Consider the following 19,458-nt stretch of genomic DNA (forward strand, 5'->3'; position numbering starts at 1 on the left):
AGACCTGAACCCCTCACCCCAACCCTCTCCCACAAGGGGAGAGGGGGCTCACCGGTTGCTTTGATAAAGCTTCGCGTTATTCTCTACCCATTCCTCACCCTTGTGCTCGTCGTCGCCCCGAACATCGGGATCTGGTTCACCGCGAGCACCACGGCGAACGTAATGATCAGCATCGCGATGCCCAATACCGAGATCGCGGCGAGGTCGCCGCTTTCGTTGAGATCGTAGATCAACACGCTGATCACCTTGGTTTGCGAGGTGAACAGCACGATCGCCGCGGAAAGTTCCCGCATCACGCCGATGAAGATGAAGCACCAGGTCGCGATCACGCCGGTGCGCAGCAAGGGCGCGGTAATGCGCAGCAGCGATTGCAGCCGGGTGGCGCCGAGAATGCGGCTGGCGTCTTCGAGTTCGGGATGGATGGTCGCGAACGCCGCCTGCAATTGCTGATAGGCCGAGGGCAGGTTGATGGTCAGGAACGCAATCAGAAGAATCCACAGCGTGCCATAGAGCACGAAGGGCTGCCGCGTATAGCTGAGAAACAGCCCGACGCCGAGCACGATGCCGGGAACCGCTACTGGCGCGGTAGCGAGAAAGCCGAGGACGCGCCAGCCCGCGATCACGCGCCGCGTCGTGACGTAGGCGATGACCAGCGCCAGCACAGTCCCGATCGTCGCGGTCGCGGTGCCCAGGATCACCGTGTTCTTGATCGCAAGCTGGGTCGACGACAGCTCCGTGAATACGAACACGATATTATGCAGCGTGAAAGTTGATGGCGTCACCAGCGTGGTCGCATTCGGCGAGAAAGCGGCGTTGAACAGCGCAAAATACGGCAGGAACACGGGATTGAGCAGCACCACAAGGCAGAACGCCAATGCTGCCCATCGCCACTTCTTCATTTCGACACGGCGCGGCGCGCCATATTTGCCGCCCACCACCGAATAGCCGCGGCGGCCGAGAATGAATTTCTGCGCCTGCAGCAGCGCGATGGTCAGCAGCAGCAACGGCACCGCGGCGGCTGCGGCGAGTTCGAGTTTCGGCGGATACTGGAACAGGCTCCAGATTTTCGTGGTCATGGTGTGAAAGCCGGCCGGCAGCGCCAGGATCGCGGGCGAGCCGAACAGCGTCATCGCCTGCAGGAATGCAATCAGGGCCCCGGCGACCAGCGCTGGCAACGCCAGCGGAATCGTCACGCGCCGTGCGGTGGTCCAGGCCTTGCCGCCGAGAATCGCGGAGGCATCCTCGAGTTCGCCCGGCATGTTGTCCAGCGAATTGGCCACCAGCACGAACACGAAGGGGAATGTGTAGCAGGAGATCACGAAAATGATCCCGGTCATCGAATAGATGTCGAACAGATGCTCGTCGGAAGCCGCCCCGGTCAGGAAGCGATAGAGCTGGTTGAGCAAGCCGCTGTTCGGCGCGGCCAGCAATTCCCATGCGACGGCGCCGAGAAACGGCGGCGTCACGAACGAGGCCGTCACCAGCGCGCGGATGAACTGCCGCCCCGGCATGTTGGTGCGCGACACCAGCCACCCCATCGGCGCTGCGACGATGCAGCAGATGGCGGCGGAGGAGACGGCGATGATCGCGGTGGTCAGCAGCGGATCGAGAAAATCCGGATCGGTGAACAGCGTGACGAAGTTCTGCAGGGTGAGGTGATTGGCCTTGTCGGTGACGGCGTAGATCGCGAGCCAAGACATCGGCAACACAATCAGCGCAACCAGCCCCAGCGCAAACAGCCATAGCACCGGCTTGGTCCAGTCGATTTTGGCTTTTGGGGTGTCTAGGCTGGTGGTGATGGTCATGTTGCCTGCCGATCTTATTTCTTTCCCTCACCGTCATTCCGGGGCGCGCGAAGCGCGAACCCGGAATCTCGAGATTCCGGGTCTGGTCCTTCGGACCATCCCGGAATGACGACGTTTAGTCGTTCACACCCGAAACAGCCGCGCATAGCGCGTCTTGATTTCTTCCGCCATCTTCTCGACCCCGGCGGGGTCTTCCTTCATCAGTCTGGTCTCGGAAAATTTCTTGCGGCCAGGTTTGCTCTGCACTTGCGCATGCACCGAATATTGCGCGGTGAAGTCGGTCAGAAACTGTTGTGTCTCGCGCGTGTGAAACCAGGCCTGAAACAGTTTGGCGGCATTGGGGTGCGGGGCGTTGATGAAGATGCCGGTCGGTCCCGAAATGGTCGGCGTGCCCTCGCTCGGATATACCGGCTCGACCGGCTGGCCGGCTTCCTTCAGCAGCACGATGTTGTATTCATTGCCGTCGGCCATCACTGCGCGCTCGCCAAGCGCCAGCTTCTTCGGCGGATCGGTCGAGGACTGCACCTGCATCACGCGCTGCTTCGACAGTTTTTCCAGATAATCCCATCCGAGATCGCGAACGAGCTGGAACGTCGTGGTCATGATGGTGCCGCTATAGGCGGGATGGCCCTTGACCATCTTGCCGGCCCATTTCGGACCCAACAGATCCGCGTAGCTGGTCGGCGCGTCCTCGGCTTTGACGAGGCTGGTGTTGTAGGCGATCGACGACAGCCAGACCCGCGTGGTCGCGAACATGCCATCGGGATCGCGATATTGTTCCGGAAAATATTGCGCGACGTCGTCCGAGACAAAGGGCTTCAGCCAGCCATTACGCTTCCACGGAATAAAGTGCGACGCGTCGGCGCTGCTGACCACGTCGGCGGCGCGGATGTTGGAGGCGAACTCCTGATCGATCCGCTGAAACAGCCGCTCGGAACCGGCGCGCTCGATCAGCACCTGCATGCCCGGATATTTCGCTTCGAAGGCCTTGCCTAGCTTCTCGCCGACCGGCAGGTCCATCGCGGAATACAATACCACCTTGGCTTCTTGTTTCGCCGCCTCGATCAGTTGCGGCGTGATCGCTTCCGGTGGCGGCGCGGCAGCGCGGGCGGGCGAAGCAAACACGGTGCCAAGCGCCAACGCACTTGCGCCCCGGATTATCTCGCGTCTGGAAAGCTTTTGGTTTCGCATGGCGCTGACCTGTTCGCTCCCAATTACCGGCTGAGTGCCCGGCAGCGTTCGATCGGAAAAGTCAGCCACACTTCAGTGCCCTTGGGCACCGCAGTTTCGGTCGAGGTGATGATGCGCAGCACCGTGCCATCTGAGGTCTCGACCATGTAGTCGCGGTTGGCGCCGAGAAACACCTGGCGGGTCACTGTGGCCTTGACGACATTTTCGGAGGATGCCGGCACTGAGGTTGAAAGCTGGATGTCGTGCTGGCGGATCGCGACCGCGGCATTCTGGCCGGCTTGAAGTTTTGCGCCCACCACCTGCAAGGTCGCGCCGGAAAACGAGATATGGTTTTCGTCGCGGGCGACGCCTTTAAGCACATTGCTGGAGCCGATGAAGCGCGCGACGAATTCCGATTGCGGCCGCTCATAGATATCTTCGGGGGTGCCGAGCTGGTCGATCTTGCCGGCATTCATCACCGCGATCAAATCGGCGGTGGTCATCGCTTCCGACTGGTCGTGGGTGACATAGACCGTGGTGTAGCGATATTCGTCATGCAGCCGGCGAATCTCGAAGCGCATTTCCTCGCGCAGATTGGCGTCGAGGTTGGAGAGCGGTTCGTCCAGCAGCAGGGTTTCCGGTTCGACCACCAGCGCGCGGGCCAGCGCCACGCGTTGTTGTTGTCCGCCGGACAATTCGCCGGGATAGCGTTGCGCCAGGACTTCGAGCTTGGTGGTCTCGAGAATGGCTTTGAGTTTTTTCGCAATGGTGTCGCGATCGAATTTCCGCAATCGCAATCCGTAGACGATATTTTCCGCGACCGTCATATGCGGCCACAGCGCGTAGCTCTGGAAGATCATCGACATCTTGCGCTGCTCGGGCGGCAGCGTGCGCGCGGCCGAGGACACCAGCCGGTCGCCGACATGGATTTCGCCGGAGGTCGGCTCGAGGAATCCCGCGATCAGCCGCAGCGTCGTGGTCTTGCCGCAACCGGAGGGTCCCAACAGGCAGATCAACTGCCCATGATCGATGCGCAGGGAGACGTTATCTACGACCGCCAGCGATCCAAATCGCTTGGTCAGGTCACGCAATTCAACGGACGCCAATCAGATCACTCCCTGTATTCTTTTTGCGCGCATCCACTTTTTCGGGATACGCGTGCGCCGCCAGCGGCCGCCCCATTATTTATCGCTGGATCATTATAAGCACGAATGCAGGGGGGCCGGGAAGGCTCCCCCTGCCAAACCCTTAAGCATGCACACTCTCACCGAGCCAGTTGATGGCGGCTTCGGTTCCGCCCTTGCCGTGGGGGATATTGAGCGCCTGAAGGCCGACTTCGATCACGCCGAGCGTGCCCAGGATCATCGGTGCGTTGACATGGCCCATATGGGCGATCCGGAACGCCTGGCCGCGTAATTCGCCGATCCCGGTGCCGAGCACCACGCCGCATTTTTCCTTGCAATAGGTCTGCAGCGCAACCGGATCGTGACCGTTCGACATCACCACCGTCGTGACCGTATCGGACCGCTCCGAAGCTTCGGTGATATTGAAGCCGAGCACCTGGCCCTCGGCCCAGACGCCGACTGCGCGCCGCACCGCTTCGCCCAAGAGATGATGGCGCAGGAATGCGTTTTCGAGCTTCTCCTGGAACAGCATGTCGATCGCCTGGCGCAGCGCGAACAACAGATGCACCGGCGCGGTGCCCGCATATTTGCTGTAATGCTCGCTGCCGTCGCGCTCGGTCCAGTCCCAATAGGGCGTGCGCATTCCCGCCGTCTTGTGCACCTCGCGGGCGCGATCGTTCATCGCGACGAAGCTCAGGCCGGGCGGTGTCATCAGGCCCTTCTGCGAGCCGGACATCGCGACATCGATGCCCCATGCATCCATCTGGAACGGCATGCAGCCGAGTGAAGCCACGGTATCGACCATATACAAAGCAGGATGATCGGCAGCCTTGATCGCCTTGCCGATCGCCTCGATGTCGTTGACGGCGCCGGACGCCGTGTCGATCTGCACCACCATGATGGCCTTGATCTTGTGCTCTTTGTCTTCTCGCAGCCGGGCCTCGACCTCGGCCGGCCGCACCGCGCGGCGCCAGTCGCCCTTGAGCACTTCGACATCGGCGCCCATCGCGGCCGCGGCATTGCCCCAGCCGACCGCGAAGCGGCCGCTTTCCAGCACCAGAACCTTGTCGCCGCGCGACAGCACATTGCTGATCACGGCTTCCCACGCGCCGTGGCCGTTGGCGATGTAGATGTAGGATTTGCCCTTGGTGGCAAACAGCCGGGAGAGATCGCGCAGCAGGCTGTCGGTCAGTTCGAACATTTCTTTGGAATAGATGTCGAGCGCGGGGCGATGCATCGCCTGCAGCACTGCATCGGGCATATTGGTAGGTCCGGGGATTGCCAGAAACTCCCGGCCGGCGCGAACTGCCATTATTGGTTTTCCTTGTAGATATATTGGAGGGATTGGGATGGCGGGAATCTCAAGCCGCATAATACGGGATCGACCGCGTCATTGCGAGCGCCGGCGAAGCAATCCAGATCACCAAAAACGGCCGCTGCCTTTCGTCGCAGCGTGACGGTTAGCTATTTTTACGGCTATTTCCGCAGCGCATTGGCGACCGCCTGCCAGATCTGATCCTTGAGTTCGGTCGCGGGCGGACTGGGGATGATGGTGGCGGGATCGCTGCGCTTCTGGCACGCCTCGACCAGCCGCAGAATCCAGACTTCGCCGTCGGTGTAATAAAGATCGCCGCCGCCATTGCGCCCGGCCATGGTCGGCCCGATGCCGGTCACCTGATATTTGGCAGTGACCATGCCGGCGGCTTCGAGATCGGTGGCAAGACGTGCGCGCTCGGCGTCGATATCGGCATCGATATGGTGCGTGACGGCGCCGGTGTAATGGCTGACGCCTACGCTGCTGTCGAAGGTCGCATCGCCAAGCCAGACCGGACGTTTTTCATCGCCCTGTTCGAGCACCTTCCAGAAGCGCACATGATGGCGATGATCGGGGCTGCGGCCGCTGGGCTTTTCGAAAGCGAGGTCCTCGCGCCGGCCGAGATAATAGAGTGGGCTGACCGGCGCGTCATGATAGGGACGGTCCAGCACCACGCTGCCGACGATCTCGATTGCGGAGCGCAGCGTCACGCGATCGGCCGGATACCATCCGGCGGCCGCCATCGCGCACAGCACATCCTTGTCGTCGCCGACGAGCCCGACATTGATCGGATCGCCGGGAATGCCCTGCGCGGTCAATGTCACCATCGGCAGCGCGGCGAGGCCTTTCTGGTGCTCGTGATGCGTCCAGAACGCCGGCAGCACGACATAGGCCAGCAGCGTATAGACGAGAATGGTGCCCAGCGCGCCCAGCAGGAAGCGCTCCAGCCGCGAGTAGTCGCGGTGCGGGTGAGGTCGCCGGTCCTCTGGCGTGTCAGTCACGGCGTCGTGCTCTCATTAATTCGTCGGAGAGGATAACGCATATTGCTTCATCCTTCGAGACGCACGAAGACGCGCTCCTCGGGATGAGAGACGGGGGCAAGGTTCCCCGGGATGAGGTTCGGGTCTCTCATGGTGAGGAGCGCGGCGCGCAGGCAAGTTTACGTAGCCTGCGTAAACTTGGCTACGAGGCGCGTCTCGAACCATCGCCACTGAAACCAGCATCACGCCGGAAAACTCTATCGCTTGGTCTCACGGCAGCCCGCGGCTTCGGCCTCGTCGACCGAGCAGAACCAGCGCGTGCCTTTGCTGATCTTCATCTCGATCTTGGCGTACCAGCGGCTGGTGGGCTGGTGGTAGATGCATTCGCCGGCACGGTTGACGTTGCCCTTGATGGTGCAATCGGGCGAGGGCGCGACCGAGCCCGATGCCGAGGCCAGCAGGATGGTGCTGGCGTTTTCCGGCGCCTTGGCGGCGCCCAGAATATTGGTCTTCTTGTTGCGGACGCGCCAGTCCCACGGCGCGATGAACGAGCCCTGCCACATCCCGGCCTTGGCGTCGCGCGCGGCTTTCTCGTCGGCGTCGTAGTCGTGCGAGAAGCGCACATAAGACAGCGCCCAGCCGCTCTTCACCATCCATTTCTGGATATCCTCGCCATCGACATCGCAACGCGCAACCTGCCGGCCGCGCGGATCGGTCCGGATGGTGTGACAGGTCCAGCTCTTGTTGCCGACATGCTTGATCAGTTCGTCGCGCGCCGCGACGCCGCAGGTCCAGCGCTCGCCGGTGTTGTTGAGGCAGAGTTGATCGACCGCGGGCGCATCGATACCGCCGAGGCGAATGCGGGCGTTGCCGATCGTGATCGAGTCGCCTTCACGGATCTTGGGAATGCCGGTGATGTCGGCCGCATCGGCGATGGCCGGCAGCAGGAGCAACGCAATCGCGGGCAAGAACCTGGCGGACGGGAATTTTATGAATTTCATGAACATGGGAAAAGGCCGATTCAATCAGGCAATGATAGCACGCTCACGTCGGATTGTGGGGCAGATGGAGCCGCCGCGCCAGCGCCCGATGGGGGCAAGGGTTTCAATTTAGCGCGACGGCTTACGCGAAACTTACATCCGCCCCGTCATCGCGCGGCGCGCCAGCGCGAGGCCCATCAGCACGAAGGCCGAGGTGACCTCGGGACCGCCGACCAGGATGCGCGTCGGGGTCTTCATCTTGTTCCACTCATAGGCCTTGAACGGCCCGCAGCGGCTGCCTTCGCCGAGATGACTGGCGATGCAATGCAGCGCCGGGGCGAAGCTCGCCACGTCGGCTCCGAGATGGCCCAATGCCATCAGCGCCAGCGCGGCGTCGAACACGTTCATCTCGCCGGTGATCAGCTCGCCTTCGACATAGGCCAGCACTTTGAGGCGGATCATCTCAAACGCGCCGTCGGGATCGATCGCCTGACGTGCCGTAACAGGCAACGCCATGAACGCCGCGTAGCAGCGGCCGAAATAGGCGCAGTACAGCTCCGGCAGATAATAGATATGCGAGCGTGGATCGGCGAATGCGCCTGATGATGCCAGCCGCTTCTGGAATCCGACGATCCCCTGCAGGATCGTCAGCCGCGCCGGCGTCTCAAGGATCTTCCAGCGCGCGAGGTTGCGGAAACTGACTTCGAGAATATCGAGATTGAGCGTCGGATCGAGATCGTTGCCGAATGGCCGCTCGCCTTTGAGATTGTCGATCCAGGTGACGACGCCGCCCTCATAATCGATGCTGTCGTTGAGCGGCACCGTCACTTTAGGTTCGTTGACGCCGCCGCGAACCTGATAGCCGGCGTAGAAATCCAGCAGCGGCTGGTCGAGGATCGGATCGGTCGAACCGGCCTGGGTCGCCGCCGAGAATGCGCAGGCCGTGGTGTCGCAATCCGGCACGTAGATGCCAAACCCGAGGTCCTGCTTGATCTGCGAGAAGAACCGCGAAAAGCGCGGATGCGGCAGCGGCGCCAGCGCGGTGATGACGCTGACCATGCGGCCGTCCTGCGCCCGCACGTCTTCGCGGCTGGTGGTCAGGCAAAAATCGACCATGTCGGCGATCGCACGGCGCGACGTGGCGGTTTCGCCTGACGACGCAAGTCCGGTCTCGATGAAGCTCAGCAGGGCCTCGGTGAAGAACGCGTCGTAATAGGCCGAGCGGTGGCGGATCTGCATCGGCTGCCACATCGGCTCGGCGATGCCCTTCCAGGGCGGATTGATCAGCGCGCGGGCCGGCGAGCGGGCGATGAAGATCCGCGCCAGATTAAACAGCAAGGTCGAGTTCTTGTAGCCGCGGGCATTGAGCCCGGTCAGCGCCATCTGGAATTCGCGGCCGCGGACATCCGGATCGCCGATCAGGTTGAAGGCCGCATAGGTCGGGATAAAGCCGTTACTGCGATAGGCGCGCAGCAGATGGGCGCCGCAAATGCGGATGATGCGCTCGATCTCGGCAAGGCCCGGCGCCGCCGCCCCATTGAGCCCCGGCGCCGCCGCACCATTCGTCATCGTCCTGGGCTGCGGATGCCGGACATCGATCGTGTCCAGCAGCGCTGCGACCGGCCGGCCGATCGCGGCCCAGTCCGGCGCCTCATCGTCGCGCGCCCGGATCAGCGCCTCGCGCAGGCCGTCGAGCCGCGGCGTCTCGCGCAATTCGCTGAGCCCGGCGCGCCGTAGCAGCGGGCGCAATGCGGGATTGCCGAGCGCGGTCTTGTAGAATTTGGCGAGGTGTGGATCGCCGCCGGCGCCGTTGAGCAGCAGGGGGTCGCAGACCTCATACAGCGACGGACCGTCCTTCCGGGCCGTCAGCGCGCGGTATGCGGCTCCGGCGAGTTCCATAACGGCCATGCGTTGCTTTCGGCGTTTCCCGCTAAATTTCTGTCCGCACGATCGTGTCGCACGTTCCGTTCAGCCGGTGCCAACCCGCCCAACGGCCAGCGCCCGGCTGTCTCCAACCCGCAGGGCCTTGCCTGCAAGTCGTTGAAAAAATAACCGAAATCCAAGGGAAAACAATGCGATTGCAAGGCCATTGCCGGCCTGCGCACAACAAAGCCGTTTGTGACTGATATCACATTCCGAAGCACCAGCTATGCGTCAGTATGAGTCCGGTAACCATGGAGGGTCTAACCCCCAAAGATAGTTGCCGGGGGTGTCCATGCAGGTTAAGGGTTGGTTTGTTGCGGTGCCGCAAATTGATCATAATTGGACGGCAATGCCTTCCGCGACCCCTAAAACCTAGACGGCGTTGGCGCGACTAACCTCGCGTGCGTTGGACGATGGACAGGACGACACGATGAATTTGAGTGAGTTTCGCATCTCCCGCCGGCCGCTGGCCGTCGCCGCCGTTCTGGTCGGCATGGTCTCGCTGGCGATCGGCGCCCATGCCGCGTTGAATATGCGTTCGCTCGATGCTGCGCTGTCGGTCGCCTCCGAGCAGGCCGGCCCGGCCGCCAAAAACAAGCCGTCCCGCGTCGCCTTGGTGATCGGCAATGGCCATTACCCCGACGCCAATGCGCCCCTGACCCAGCCGATCAACGACGCCCGCGCGCTGACGTCAGCGCTCCGTCGCGACGGCTTCGACGTCGACGTGATCGAAGACGCGACCAAGGACGACATGGACCGCGCCATCGGCCGGCTCAAGGCCAAGCTGCGGCCGGACTCGGTGGTGATGCTGTTCTTTGGCGGCTACGGTGTTCAGGTCGGCCGCGAGAGCTACATGATCCCGGTCGATGCCGCGATCTGGAAGGAATCCGATGTGCGCCGCGACGGCATGAGCATCGAAGCCGTGCTCGACGCGATGAAAGAGCAGGGCGCCTGCGCCAAGCTGGTCGTGGTCGATGCCTCCAGGCGCAACCCCTATGAACGCCGCTTCCGCACCTTCTCGCATGGCCTCGCCCCGATCACCGCGCCCGACAACGCGCTGATCCTGACCTCGGCGACGCCGGGCCAGGTGGCTGATGATTCCAATGGCCAGCATTCGGTGCTGATGTCGGAATTGCTGGCGAACCTCAACAGCCTCAATGCCGGCGAATCCAACAAGGCTTTGGCCGACCGCGCCGCCGCCGCCGAAGCCGTCTTCAACAAAACCCGCATTGCCATCTCCCGCGCCTCCGACGGCGCGCAAGTGCCGTCGGTTTCTTCCTCGCTGCTGGAAGATGTGCGGTTCGGCGTGACTGCCGCCGACGCGGGCGGTTAGGTAGCTCTCAATCCTCGATATCGGTGGGCGGCCGTAAGGCCGCTGACTTTGCCTCGCAAGCGGGGCGAGGGAGCGCACCGTCATGCTGCAAAATTTGGTCGTCATTCCGGGATGCGCCACTTGGCGCAGGCCCGGAATCCATACTCACGATCGTGGTTATGGATTCCGGGCTCGCGCTGCGCGCGCCCCGGAATGACGAGTTGATGTAGTTGTTCGCGCAAACTCGCGCATCCGCATCCCCGCCGCTCTCTCACTTCCTCCCCCCTTGCGGGGGAGGGTCGGGGTGGGGGGTAGCCGCAAACGCTAAACAAAGACGGGCCGTACGTCAGCGCAGCAACTTAACCTCGGCGCAGCGCGTCACTTCTCCTCCGCGCTCGCCGTCACCGGCCGCACCGGATCGCCCTCGCGCAGCAGCGCGCCCGCGCGCGCCACCACGATGTCGCCTTCCGCCAGCCCCTCGCGGATTTCGACCTGGCCGCCGGACATCAGCCCGACCTCGACCCGCTTGGTCTCGACCCGGGCGCGGCGGATCACCTGCACGACGGTGCCGCCATTGCCATAGAGCACCGCGGTGAGCGGCACCGCCACGCCGCAGCTCTGCCCGGTCTTGATCATCGCGCGGCCGGACGAATTGGCCAGAAGCTTGCGCGTGGTGGTGACGGAGATGAACACCTGGCCGAGCTGGCTGTTGGGTTCGACCGTGGACGCCACCCGGCGCACCCGGCCGTCGACCTCGCCGGCGCCGAGGATCTTGATCCGCGCGGTCTGGTTGGCCGCGAGCTTGCCGAGATCTTGCGTGGGCACCAGGCCGACCAGGTCGAACTCGCTGCGCGCGAGGATGGAAAACAGCGCCTCGCCCCGTCCCGACGCCACCGCGCCGACCTGGGCCGTCGAGGCCGAGATCAACCCGGCCACGGGTGCCGTGACCTGAACCGTGCCGCCCTCCGGCAGCGTCAGCCGCGCCAGCGCCTGCCCTGCGGTGACGGTATCGCCGGCATCGGCCATGATTTCCGCGACCTTCAGCCCCGGCCGATCCGGCCGCACCGAAGTCTCCTCCCGCGGGATCACGATCCCGGCCACCTCGACGACCCGATCGAAGCAGGATTTCGCGGCCTTGAGCACGGTGACCGCCGCACCGCGGGGGGCGTCGGGATCGTCGGCGGCGAGGGAGGGGGTGGCGAGGCCGAGGCAGAGGAGGGTGGCGAGAGAGGGGACGAGGGATTTTCGGGAAGGATACAGTGCGGCTAAATCAGTCATCAGCATTCTGGTCCCGTTTTCTTGGTCATCGATATCAGACGGGGGGCTAAGAAGCCAAGCAGTACGGTAGACGTCGGTCGCTACTTACAACGGATACCCCTCCACCGAGATGGTTCGATCGCTCGGCAACTCAGAAATGTTCGGACCACCGACGCAAGTTAACCCAAGGTTGTCGTCAATCGTTTAACTCCTCTTCTTGTAGAGTCAGAGCGAGCAGCGCGGGGGACGCCAAATGGATGAGATACCCGAATTCGACGCGCCGGTTTTCAAGCAACTATCGAAAAATGACTCAGGGCAGGGGGACAATAATCAAGCAGGCTTTGTCATACCGATTGAGCTTTATCCCTATTTTCCGCCGTTGGTGAAGAGCGATACGGAGACTGCTCCGGGAGTGCAGATTAACGCAATCTTGGTCGTTGCAAATAAGGAAGTCGGACTTGTTCAGACCCGTTATCAACTTCAGACATGGGGGAAGGCACGGAAGGGGGAACACCGGATAACGGGAAATCTCGCTCCGCTTAGAGGGTTATCTGGGCCGTATCAAAGAATAGCGTGCCTTGTGTCTCGTCTAGGAAACCATGCTTTCTACCCAGCGAATTTTTCTTGGACACCCCAGCTAGCGAGAAAGGCTGACATGGAAAGCCGGCAAGAAGAACGTCGTGTTCCGGTACAAGAGACGGATCAGCTGAGAATTCTCGAATATCGCCGGAAATAGGATGGTTGTCGGGAAAATTGTTGGCGTAGGTTTTCTGGCTGTTCAGATCCCATTCGGACGTGAACACACAACGGCCACCGATGCTCTCAAAACCTTTACGTAGACCGCCAATGCCAGCGAAAAGGTCGATGAAGCGAAACCAGCCGGGTACGTTCGCAATACGAGAAGCTGCAGCATCTTCTAATAAAGTAATGGCCGCCCCAGATGGTTCTCCTGTTCCCGCTTGATAGCGATACCCCGTACTACGGGAGACCTTGATGAGGGAAATAGCTTCATCGAAAGAGAGACCTGCTTGCTGGTGCAGCGTTGTAAATCTTGTCACTCTACCAGCCACTTTTGCCCCCGAATCTCTGTGTCAATGAATCCCAACCTGACACAATCTTACCCAGCGAACAATTAAAATGTTCTTACTTTGTTCTATTTTCGACTTTCATACCGGGTAAATTGCAGAACGACAATACGGACCAGCGCCTCTGAAGATAATTTCGCGTAAAACCCAATTTCCCCTGCCAATTCAAGGTGATTCCATCCGTCCAGATGGACCGCAAAAAATATTCTGCTTTTCGCATCCCCCAAATCATTGGCATCTTGCGGCTGTCTCGTCCCACCTGAGGGGCGGCTCGCGATCGTCACGGACGCGGGGCGGGATGCGGTGGACGCGGATGCGCTTTTGACGAATAGCGTGTGATGCGGACGGCGAAGTCGTGTGGTCCTGACGCCTCGACGCTGGCGTTCAAGTTTCGCGGACGTTTCGCGAAGCGACGGTGACAAAAGAGCCCGATCACCGGGGAGAGTACGAAGGAAACCGTTAACACCATCGCGTGCGGGAATGCCGGGTTCTCCGGTGCAACCGTGGTGACTAACGCGCGTGCTACACTACTCTACACGCGCGGCTGCGGGTGCATCGAGCACCCGGCATTCCCCACGCCCTCTTTGTTTTGGGCGAAGCTATCGAGCGTCACTCGGGCATTTCGTGCCGCGGGGATGCTGAGGTGTGCCTTGGCGTCATTGCGAGGAGCGGAGCGACGCGGCAATCCATACTTTCTTTGCGTTGCGCGATGGATTGCTTCGCTTACGCTCGCAATGACGGTGATTACGTTTCGCGCGCTTGGCTGTTTGAAATTTGAATCGGTGCTGCAACACCCTCAGTGTCGTCCCGGCCTTGAGCCGGGACCCATAACCACGGGGCGTGGGGTTGTGCGAAGGTGATCGAACGGCGTGCTTGAACGATAGGCCGCGGCGCCGCGATGAGCGCAATTGCGCTCACGCTAGGGGTCCCGGCCTGCGCCGGGACGACGGCAGGGGGGATGCGATAGCGGTTACTGCTTCAAGCGTCGCGGCTCAGCGCTCGGTGCGGGCTCGGCAGACGCAAGTGGCGCATCCTCATCCTCTCGCCAGCCCAATATCTCCACCGCCAGCACCGGATGATTGAATCCCTTCAGCATCAGATCATCGAGCGGCTTGCCTTCGGCCCATTGCTCGACCATGCCGAACACGCGCCGCGACACCACGATCTGGTCGGCCTTGGCTTCGTCGCACAGGCGGGAGGCGAGGTTGGTGACGCTGCCGATCGCGGCGTATTCGAGGCGCTGTTCGACGCCGATCTGGCCCAGCGTCGCATAGCCCATGGCGATGCCGACGCCGAAACCAAGACTGTGCCCGCGGTTGCGCCATTGGCGCGTCAGCGCGCCGATGGTGTCGCGCATCTCGACCGACATCTTCACCGCGCGCTGGACGTGATCGGGAAACGGAATCGGCGCGTTGAACAGGATCATCACGCCGTCGCCGGCGTAGCGGTCGAGCGTGCCCTCATAGCGGAAAATCAGCTCGCCCAAGGCGGCGTGATATTCGCGCAGCACATTCATCGCCTCTTCGGGCTCGGTGGTTTCGGTGAACGCGGTAAAACCGCGCAGATCGCAGAACACCACCGTGACTTCGCGGCGGTGGCTGTCGAGCAGCGCGTCATGGCCGTCGCTCGACGCAATCAGTTGCGCGACTTGTTTCGGCAAAAAGCGCTCGAGCTTGCGGATGCGCTCGATCTCGCCGATTTGCTTTTCGACGCGCTCCTCCAGCGACTTGTTCCAGTCGGTCAGTTCCGCGGTCTGTTCGCGCAATTTGTCGGCCTGCTGCTGCACGGTGGTATGCGCGGTCGCCAGTTCGCGGCCCTTCTGGTCGACTTCGGTGAACAGCCGCGCATTGCGCATCGCCAGCACCGATTGATGCGCGAAGGTGCGCATCAGGCCGATCAGATTGGCGGTGAATTCGCCGGCCGCGCGGCGCAGCACCACCAGCGATCCCAGAATGCCGGTCTGGTCGACCAGCGGCACCACCAGCACCGCATGATAGCCGGCGGCAACCGCGACCTCGCGCAGCAGATGTTCGGTGGCGTCGGTGAGATCAGGGATCGCAATCGGCTCGCCCTTGGCGGCAGCCTGGCCGAGCACGGACGTGTCGGCATCGATCGCGCGGTGCGCGCCTTCGGCCGATTTGTCGATGCCGATCGCTTCGGTGAGCTGAAATTGTTTTGTCGCGGCGTCGTAAGCGTAGATCAGCACCGCGTCGGCATGGGTGATTTCCAGCGCGCGCGCCGCCACCGTCGGCAGCACCGCGTTGAGATCGAGCGAGGACGACACCGCGCGGCCGACTTCCTCGAGCACTTTAAGTTCGTTGACCGATTGCGCCAGATCGCGCGTGCGTTCCTCGACCTTGGATTCGAGGCCGGTATACGTCTCGTGCAGTTGGCCGGCCATGCTGTTGAACTGGTCGGCGAGTTCCTGGAGTTCGTCCTTGGTGTGCACATCGATGCGATGGCTGAAATCGCCCTCGCCGAGACGCCGCGCGCCGCTTCGAAGGGCCGTGATCGGGATCAGCATGCGTCGCGCCAAAAGGCTGCCGGCCAGGATTGCGACCGCGAGGCCGAGCGCGATCAGCAGCGCGCTCCGCACCAGTTGATCGCGGATCGGCGTCAGTGCCTGCGCGGTCGGCTGTTCGAAGAAGACGGACCAGTTGAGTTTGTCGACGGAATGCGCCGCCGTCAGCACCTCATGGCCATCGGCATCGAGGCCCGACGTCAGCGCGTGACCATCGGGCAGCATCACGCTCGAAACCTGCGGCAGCGCGGTGATATCCTTGCCGACCTCAGGACCTTTGCTGGAACTGGCGATCACCTCGCCGTGCGCATCGACCACATAGGCAAACGTGCCGCGGCCGACCTGCGCATCGCCGAGATAATCGTTGAGAAAGCCAAGGTCGATATCGGCGACGGTGACGCCGGCATTGAAGCCGGAATGCGCCACCGAGATCGACATAAACGGCTGGGTGCCGCGGAAGAATACCGGCGCAGTGGTGACATTGCGGGTGAGGGTGTCGGTGAACCTGACGTCGCGCGAGTAGTCGATCTGGCTGCCGACCGAGATCGCGGTGCGCGACAGCCGCAATTGCTCGCGGCCATAGCCGTCGAGCAGCGTCAGTTGCGAGACCGCCGGCACCTGGTTGAGCAGTTGCGCGTAATCGGCGCGGTGCTGTTCGGTGGTGACGGCACTGGCGCGGGTGACCCAGCTGATCTGGCGTTCGAGGTCGGAGACCGCCTGCTCGATCCGCCGCGCGGTCGCCTCGGCCTTCTCGCCCATTCCGCCGCTCAGCGTGGTCTGGATGCCGCGGTAGCTGATCCAGGTCTCGATCGCGCCGTTGACCGCGAGCACGAACACCACGAGGCCCACCAGCGAGATCACGTATTTCGCGAACAGGCCGCCGCGCGCAAACCAGCTCTTGCCCTTGACCCCGTCCATCCAATCCCTCGTGCGCGGGTGCAAGCATCCGCTGCCATCAGCCGGGATTGTTTAGCACAAATCGAGAGGGTGGGGCCGGGGAGGGAGGGCGTGGTTAGCGGTGGATTAGGACGTAGCCCGGATGAGCGCAGCGATATCCGGGGCCGGTGTTGCATTCACCCCGGATGTCGCTGCGCTCATCCGGGCTACAAGCGCACGGTGGGCCTAGCGGTTGAACAACTGCTTCAGCACGTCGTTCATCGGCTGGCTGTCCGGCTGTTGCTGCTGCGGCGGCGGATCGTTCTGCGCCGGCGCGGCGGGAGCCTGCGAATCCGGCATGCCACGGCGGGGGTTGCGGCCCTGGCTCAATCCCTGCTGCAGCAGATTGCCCAGGGTCTCGCCGAGCTTGCCGCCCAGCGGATCGGACGGATTGCCGCCACCCGATCCATCGGAATTGCCGCCGAGCAAGCCACCAAGCCCACTGCCGCCGCCCAATCCACCGCCCGGCCCGAACAGCCCCTGGCCCATCTCCTTCAGCTTGGCATAGGCCGCATCGGGATTATCCAGCATGCCGGCCATGTCAGGATAAATCCGCGGCTGCGCCCACGGCCCGTCGATCACCACGGGGATGCCGAAGCCGACCGGGTCGGTAGCGCGGCCCTGGCCCTGGGTGGTCATCACGAGTTTCGGTTCGACCCGGAACGCCAGCGACTTGCGGCCGAGGTCCACGGTGCCGGTGCCTGTCATCTTCACCAGCGGGCCGACCAGATTGAGATCGCTGGTTGTCGCCTGCCCTTGCTCGATGCGGAACGAGGCCGACAATTGCGAGAGGTCGGTGGTCTGCTCGCGGTTCTCCTGCCAGCCCGACAGCGTGCTCGCAGTCAGCGAGCGGATCATCTGCGCGACATTGAGGCCGCGGATCGCGCCGTCCTGAAAGGTCGCAAACGCTGTTCCGTTAAGGCCCGACATGATCGCGCGCTGGCTCTGGCCGCTGGAGCGCACCGAGATTTTCGCCTGCATCTTGCCGTCGAGCTTATCGAAGCCGGCCGCACTGCGCAGCAGCGGCAGCGCGCGCACACCCGTCAGATCAGCGCGCATCGTGTAAGCGGGCGTGGCGCCCCCCGCATCGATATCAATTTCGCCGCTGGCCTGGCCGCCATAAGCGCCGAGATTGGTGATGCCGCATTTAAGCACGCCGCTCGCGAGCGTCGCGTCGATCGCGACAGGCGCGAAATGGCCTTCGCCGATGTTGAGTTCGGCGGCGGAAACCCTGATCTGCGCATCGACATAATTCAGGCCGGTGACATCGAGCGGGGCGTTGCTCCAGGTTGGAGAGGAGGGCGCATCCTGCGTTGCGCTTGGCCCTCTGGCGGCCGCGATATCGAGCCGCTGGAAATCGAGATCGAGTTTTACCAGCGGCTTGCTGGCGAGATCGACCGACGCCCATCCGTTGAACGCGCCGTCGCCCAGCGTGCCGGTGAGGCCGTTGATCATCACGACCGAGCCGTTGAACCGGACTTCGGCCTTGCCGGTCAGGGGCGCCTGCAGGACATCCGGCACGTCGAGCGTGAGATCGACCGGAACGGTCTGCCGTTCCAGCGGCGGGGTGGGTGCGGTCGCCTTGATGTTGAATTTGATCGGATGCTCGCCGGCGCGTGCGCTACCGGTGATCCTGATCTTGCGATCCGCACTGACCGTGGCATCGGCATTGATGCCCTCGATGCGATTTTCGACGCGGTCGCGCGCGTTGGAAAAAACGATCGTGGCGTCGGTCACCTTGAGCCGTTCGATCGTCGGCGTGTTCGAGCCGTCTTCGCGCGGAGATGCCGATGCCTTGCCCGAAGAAGCCGCAGGTGCCGCGCCGCGTTCGCGCCGCAGCGGCACGTTGAGAACCGGGCGGGTAATCACGAGATCGGTGATTTCGGGATGCCCCGACCACAGGCTCGCCAAGGTCATGTCGGCCTGGATGCTGCCGACGGTCAGGTGATTGCCGGTATCTCGATCTCCGGCTTTCTGGGTACCCTCCAAAGTGACGTCATTGAGCGTCACGTTGAAGGACGGCCACAGCCCGATCCTGGTGGAACCCGCGATCGTCAGCCGGTAGCCGGTGTCGCGCTCGACGCGCTCCTGGATGACCGAGGTCAGAAAGCCCGAGGGGATCCCGATGACCAGAAGCAGGCCCACGATAACGATAAAGGCAGCGACGGCGCTGCCAGCGATTTTCAGGGCTCTCATGGCTGACTTCCGGACCCGGCAAACAAGTGTGACTTTTGCCTCAAGTCTACCCCGGAAAAGGGGAACCGCTCAAAGCCGCCAAAAATAGACCGGGGGTGCTGCAAAGGTATGTGACTTATGACACACTTCGACCCTGAAGAATTCCAGTCCTTTCCGGACTGGCGCGAGAAAGTATTGCCATGAGCAAACAGGCCGAATTTGCGGTTATTTTGAAGATGAATCCGATGTTCGTCGATCTCGGCGCTGATGAATTGCAGCGCATATCGGCGCTTTGCCATACCCAGCACCTCAACACCGGAGAGATGCTGTTCCAGAAGGGCGACGCTGGCGACGCGTTGTTCGGGGTTCGCCGCGGCCAGATCCGGATCGAAACCGGTGCGTCCGACGGCACCCGGCTGACCCTGAATTTTCTTGGGCCCGGCGATCTCTTTGGCGAGGTCGCGGTACTCGACGGTCAGAGCCGTACCGCCGATGCCGCCGCAGGCGAGCCGACCGAATTGTTTGTGTTGCGGCGCGAGGATTTTCTCGGCCATCTCGAACGCGAACCGCGTGTCGCGGTCAAGCTGATCATGCTGCTGTGCCAGCGCATCCGCTGGATGAGCGAGCGGATGGAGGAATCGGTGCTGCAGCCGCTGCCGGTTCGCCTTGCGCGCCGGCTTTGTGCTTTGGCCTCCGATTTCGGCTCCGAGGTGCACATCTCGCAGGAGCAACTCGGCGTGTTCGTCGGCGCTGCGCGCGAAAGCGTGAACCGTCAGCTCCAGCTCTGGCGCAAGGACGGCATTCTGGACCTGCAGCGCGGACGGATATTGCTGCAGAACATGACCAAGCTGACGGCGGTGGCGCGCAACGAGTAG

13 protein-coding genes are annotated in these 19,458 nt (G+C 62.6%); 2 read left to right on the plus strand and 11 right to left on the minus strand.

Annotation, left to right across the window (positions count from 1 at the left end):
* Positions 1–83: 83 nt before the first annotated feature.
* The 7 genes from HB676_RS31580 to HB676_RS31610 form a co-directional block, all read right to left on the minus strand.
* Entirely contained in the window at positions 84–1,805 is a 1,722-nt protein-coding gene (locus tag HB676_RS31580; RefSeq protein ID WP_213742418.1) for an iron ABC transporter permease, read from the minus strand.
* 123 nt (positions 1,806–1,928) lie between these two features.
* Positions 1,929–2,945: an extracellular solute-binding protein gene (locus HB676_RS31585; RefSeq protein WP_249780557.1), complete on the minus strand. Its 1,017-nt coding sequence runs from the start codon at positions 2,943–2,945 to the stop codon at positions 1,929–1,931.
* A gap of 74 nt (positions 2,946–3,019) precedes the next feature.
* Complete coding sequence (locus HB676_RS31590) at positions 3,020–4,081, minus strand: ABC transporter ATP-binding protein (protein ID WP_213742420.1); 1,062 nt, start codon at positions 4,079–4,081, stop codon at positions 3,020–3,022.
* 142 nt (positions 4,082–4,223) lie between these two features.
* The gene (locus HB676_RS31595) at positions 4,224–5,411 is read right to left on the minus strand and encodes an aminotransferase class V-fold PLP-dependent enzyme (RefSeq protein WP_213742421.1); all 1,188 of its coding nucleotides are present in this window, start codon (positions 5,409–5,411) and stop codon (positions 4,224–4,226) included.
* Between the two features lie 164 nt (positions 5,412–5,575).
* A complete protein-coding gene (locus HB676_RS31600; RefSeq protein WP_249780561.1) occupies positions 5,576–6,361 on the minus strand; it encodes an LssY C-terminal domain-containing protein in 786 nt (261 codons plus the stop codon).
* A 290-nt stretch (positions 6,362–6,651) separates the two neighbouring features.
* Complete coding sequence (locus tag HB676_RS31605; protein ID WP_249780558.1) at positions 6,652–7,401, minus strand: thermonuclease family protein; 750 nt, start codon at positions 7,399–7,401, stop codon at positions 6,652–6,654.
* Positions 7,402–7,527: 126 nt separating this feature from the next.
* Positions 7,528–9,282, minus strand: a complete 1,755-nt coding sequence (locus HB676_RS31610; RefSeq protein WP_213742422.1) for a hypothetical protein — start codon at positions 9,280–9,282, stop codon at positions 7,528–7,530.
* A gap of 445 nt (positions 9,283–9,727) precedes the next feature.
* Between HB676_RS31610 and HB676_RS31615 the strand changes: the two genes are divergently transcribed.
* Complete coding sequence (locus HB676_RS31615; protein WP_213742423.1) at positions 9,728–10,630, plus strand: caspase family protein; 903 nt, start codon at positions 9,728–9,730, stop codon at positions 10,628–10,630.
* Between the two features lie 357 nt (positions 10,631–10,987).
* Here HB676_RS31615 and HB676_RS31620 read toward each other — a convergent pair whose 3' ends face one another.
* From HB676_RS31620 to HB676_RS31635, 4 genes are all read right to left on the minus strand, one after another.
* Positions 10,988–11,887, minus strand: coding sequence for an HlyD family efflux transporter periplasmic adaptor subunit (locus tag HB676_RS31620; RefSeq protein WP_213742463.1), 900 nt, complete (start codon positions 11,885–11,887; stop codon positions 10,988–10,990).
* Between the two features lie 518 nt (positions 11,888–12,405).
* On the minus strand, positions 12,406–12,924 hold the full coding sequence (dcm, locus tag HB676_RS31625) for a DNA (cytosine-5-)-methyltransferase (RefSeq protein WP_346347471.1): 519 nt from the start codon (positions 12,922–12,924) through the stop codon (positions 12,406–12,408).
* 997 nt (positions 12,925–13,921) lie between these two features.
* On the minus strand, positions 13,922–16,390 hold the full coding sequence (locus HB676_RS31630; protein WP_213742425.1) for an adenylate/guanylate cyclase domain-containing protein: 2,469 nt from the start codon (positions 16,388–16,390) through the stop codon (positions 13,922–13,924).
* Positions 16,391–16,594: 204 nt separating this feature from the next.
* A complete protein-coding gene (locus tag HB676_RS31635; RefSeq protein ID WP_213742426.1) occupies positions 16,595–18,604 on the minus strand; it encodes an AsmA family protein in 2,010 nt (669 codons plus the stop codon).
* Positions 18,605–18,783: 179 nt separating this feature from the next.
* On the opposite strand from HB676_RS31635, the gene HB676_RS31640 reads away from it, so the two are divergent.
* Positions 18,784–19,458, plus strand: a complete 675-nt coding sequence (locus tag HB676_RS31640; RefSeq protein WP_213742427.1) for a Crp/Fnr family transcriptional regulator — start codon at positions 18,784–18,786, stop codon at positions 19,456–19,458.

It is taken from the genome of Bradyrhizobium sp. dw_411 (assembly GCF_018449695.1).
In the GTDB taxonomy this organism is placed as follows: Bacteria; Pseudomonadota; Alphaproteobacteria; order Rhizobiales; family Xanthobacteraceae; genus Bradyrhizobium.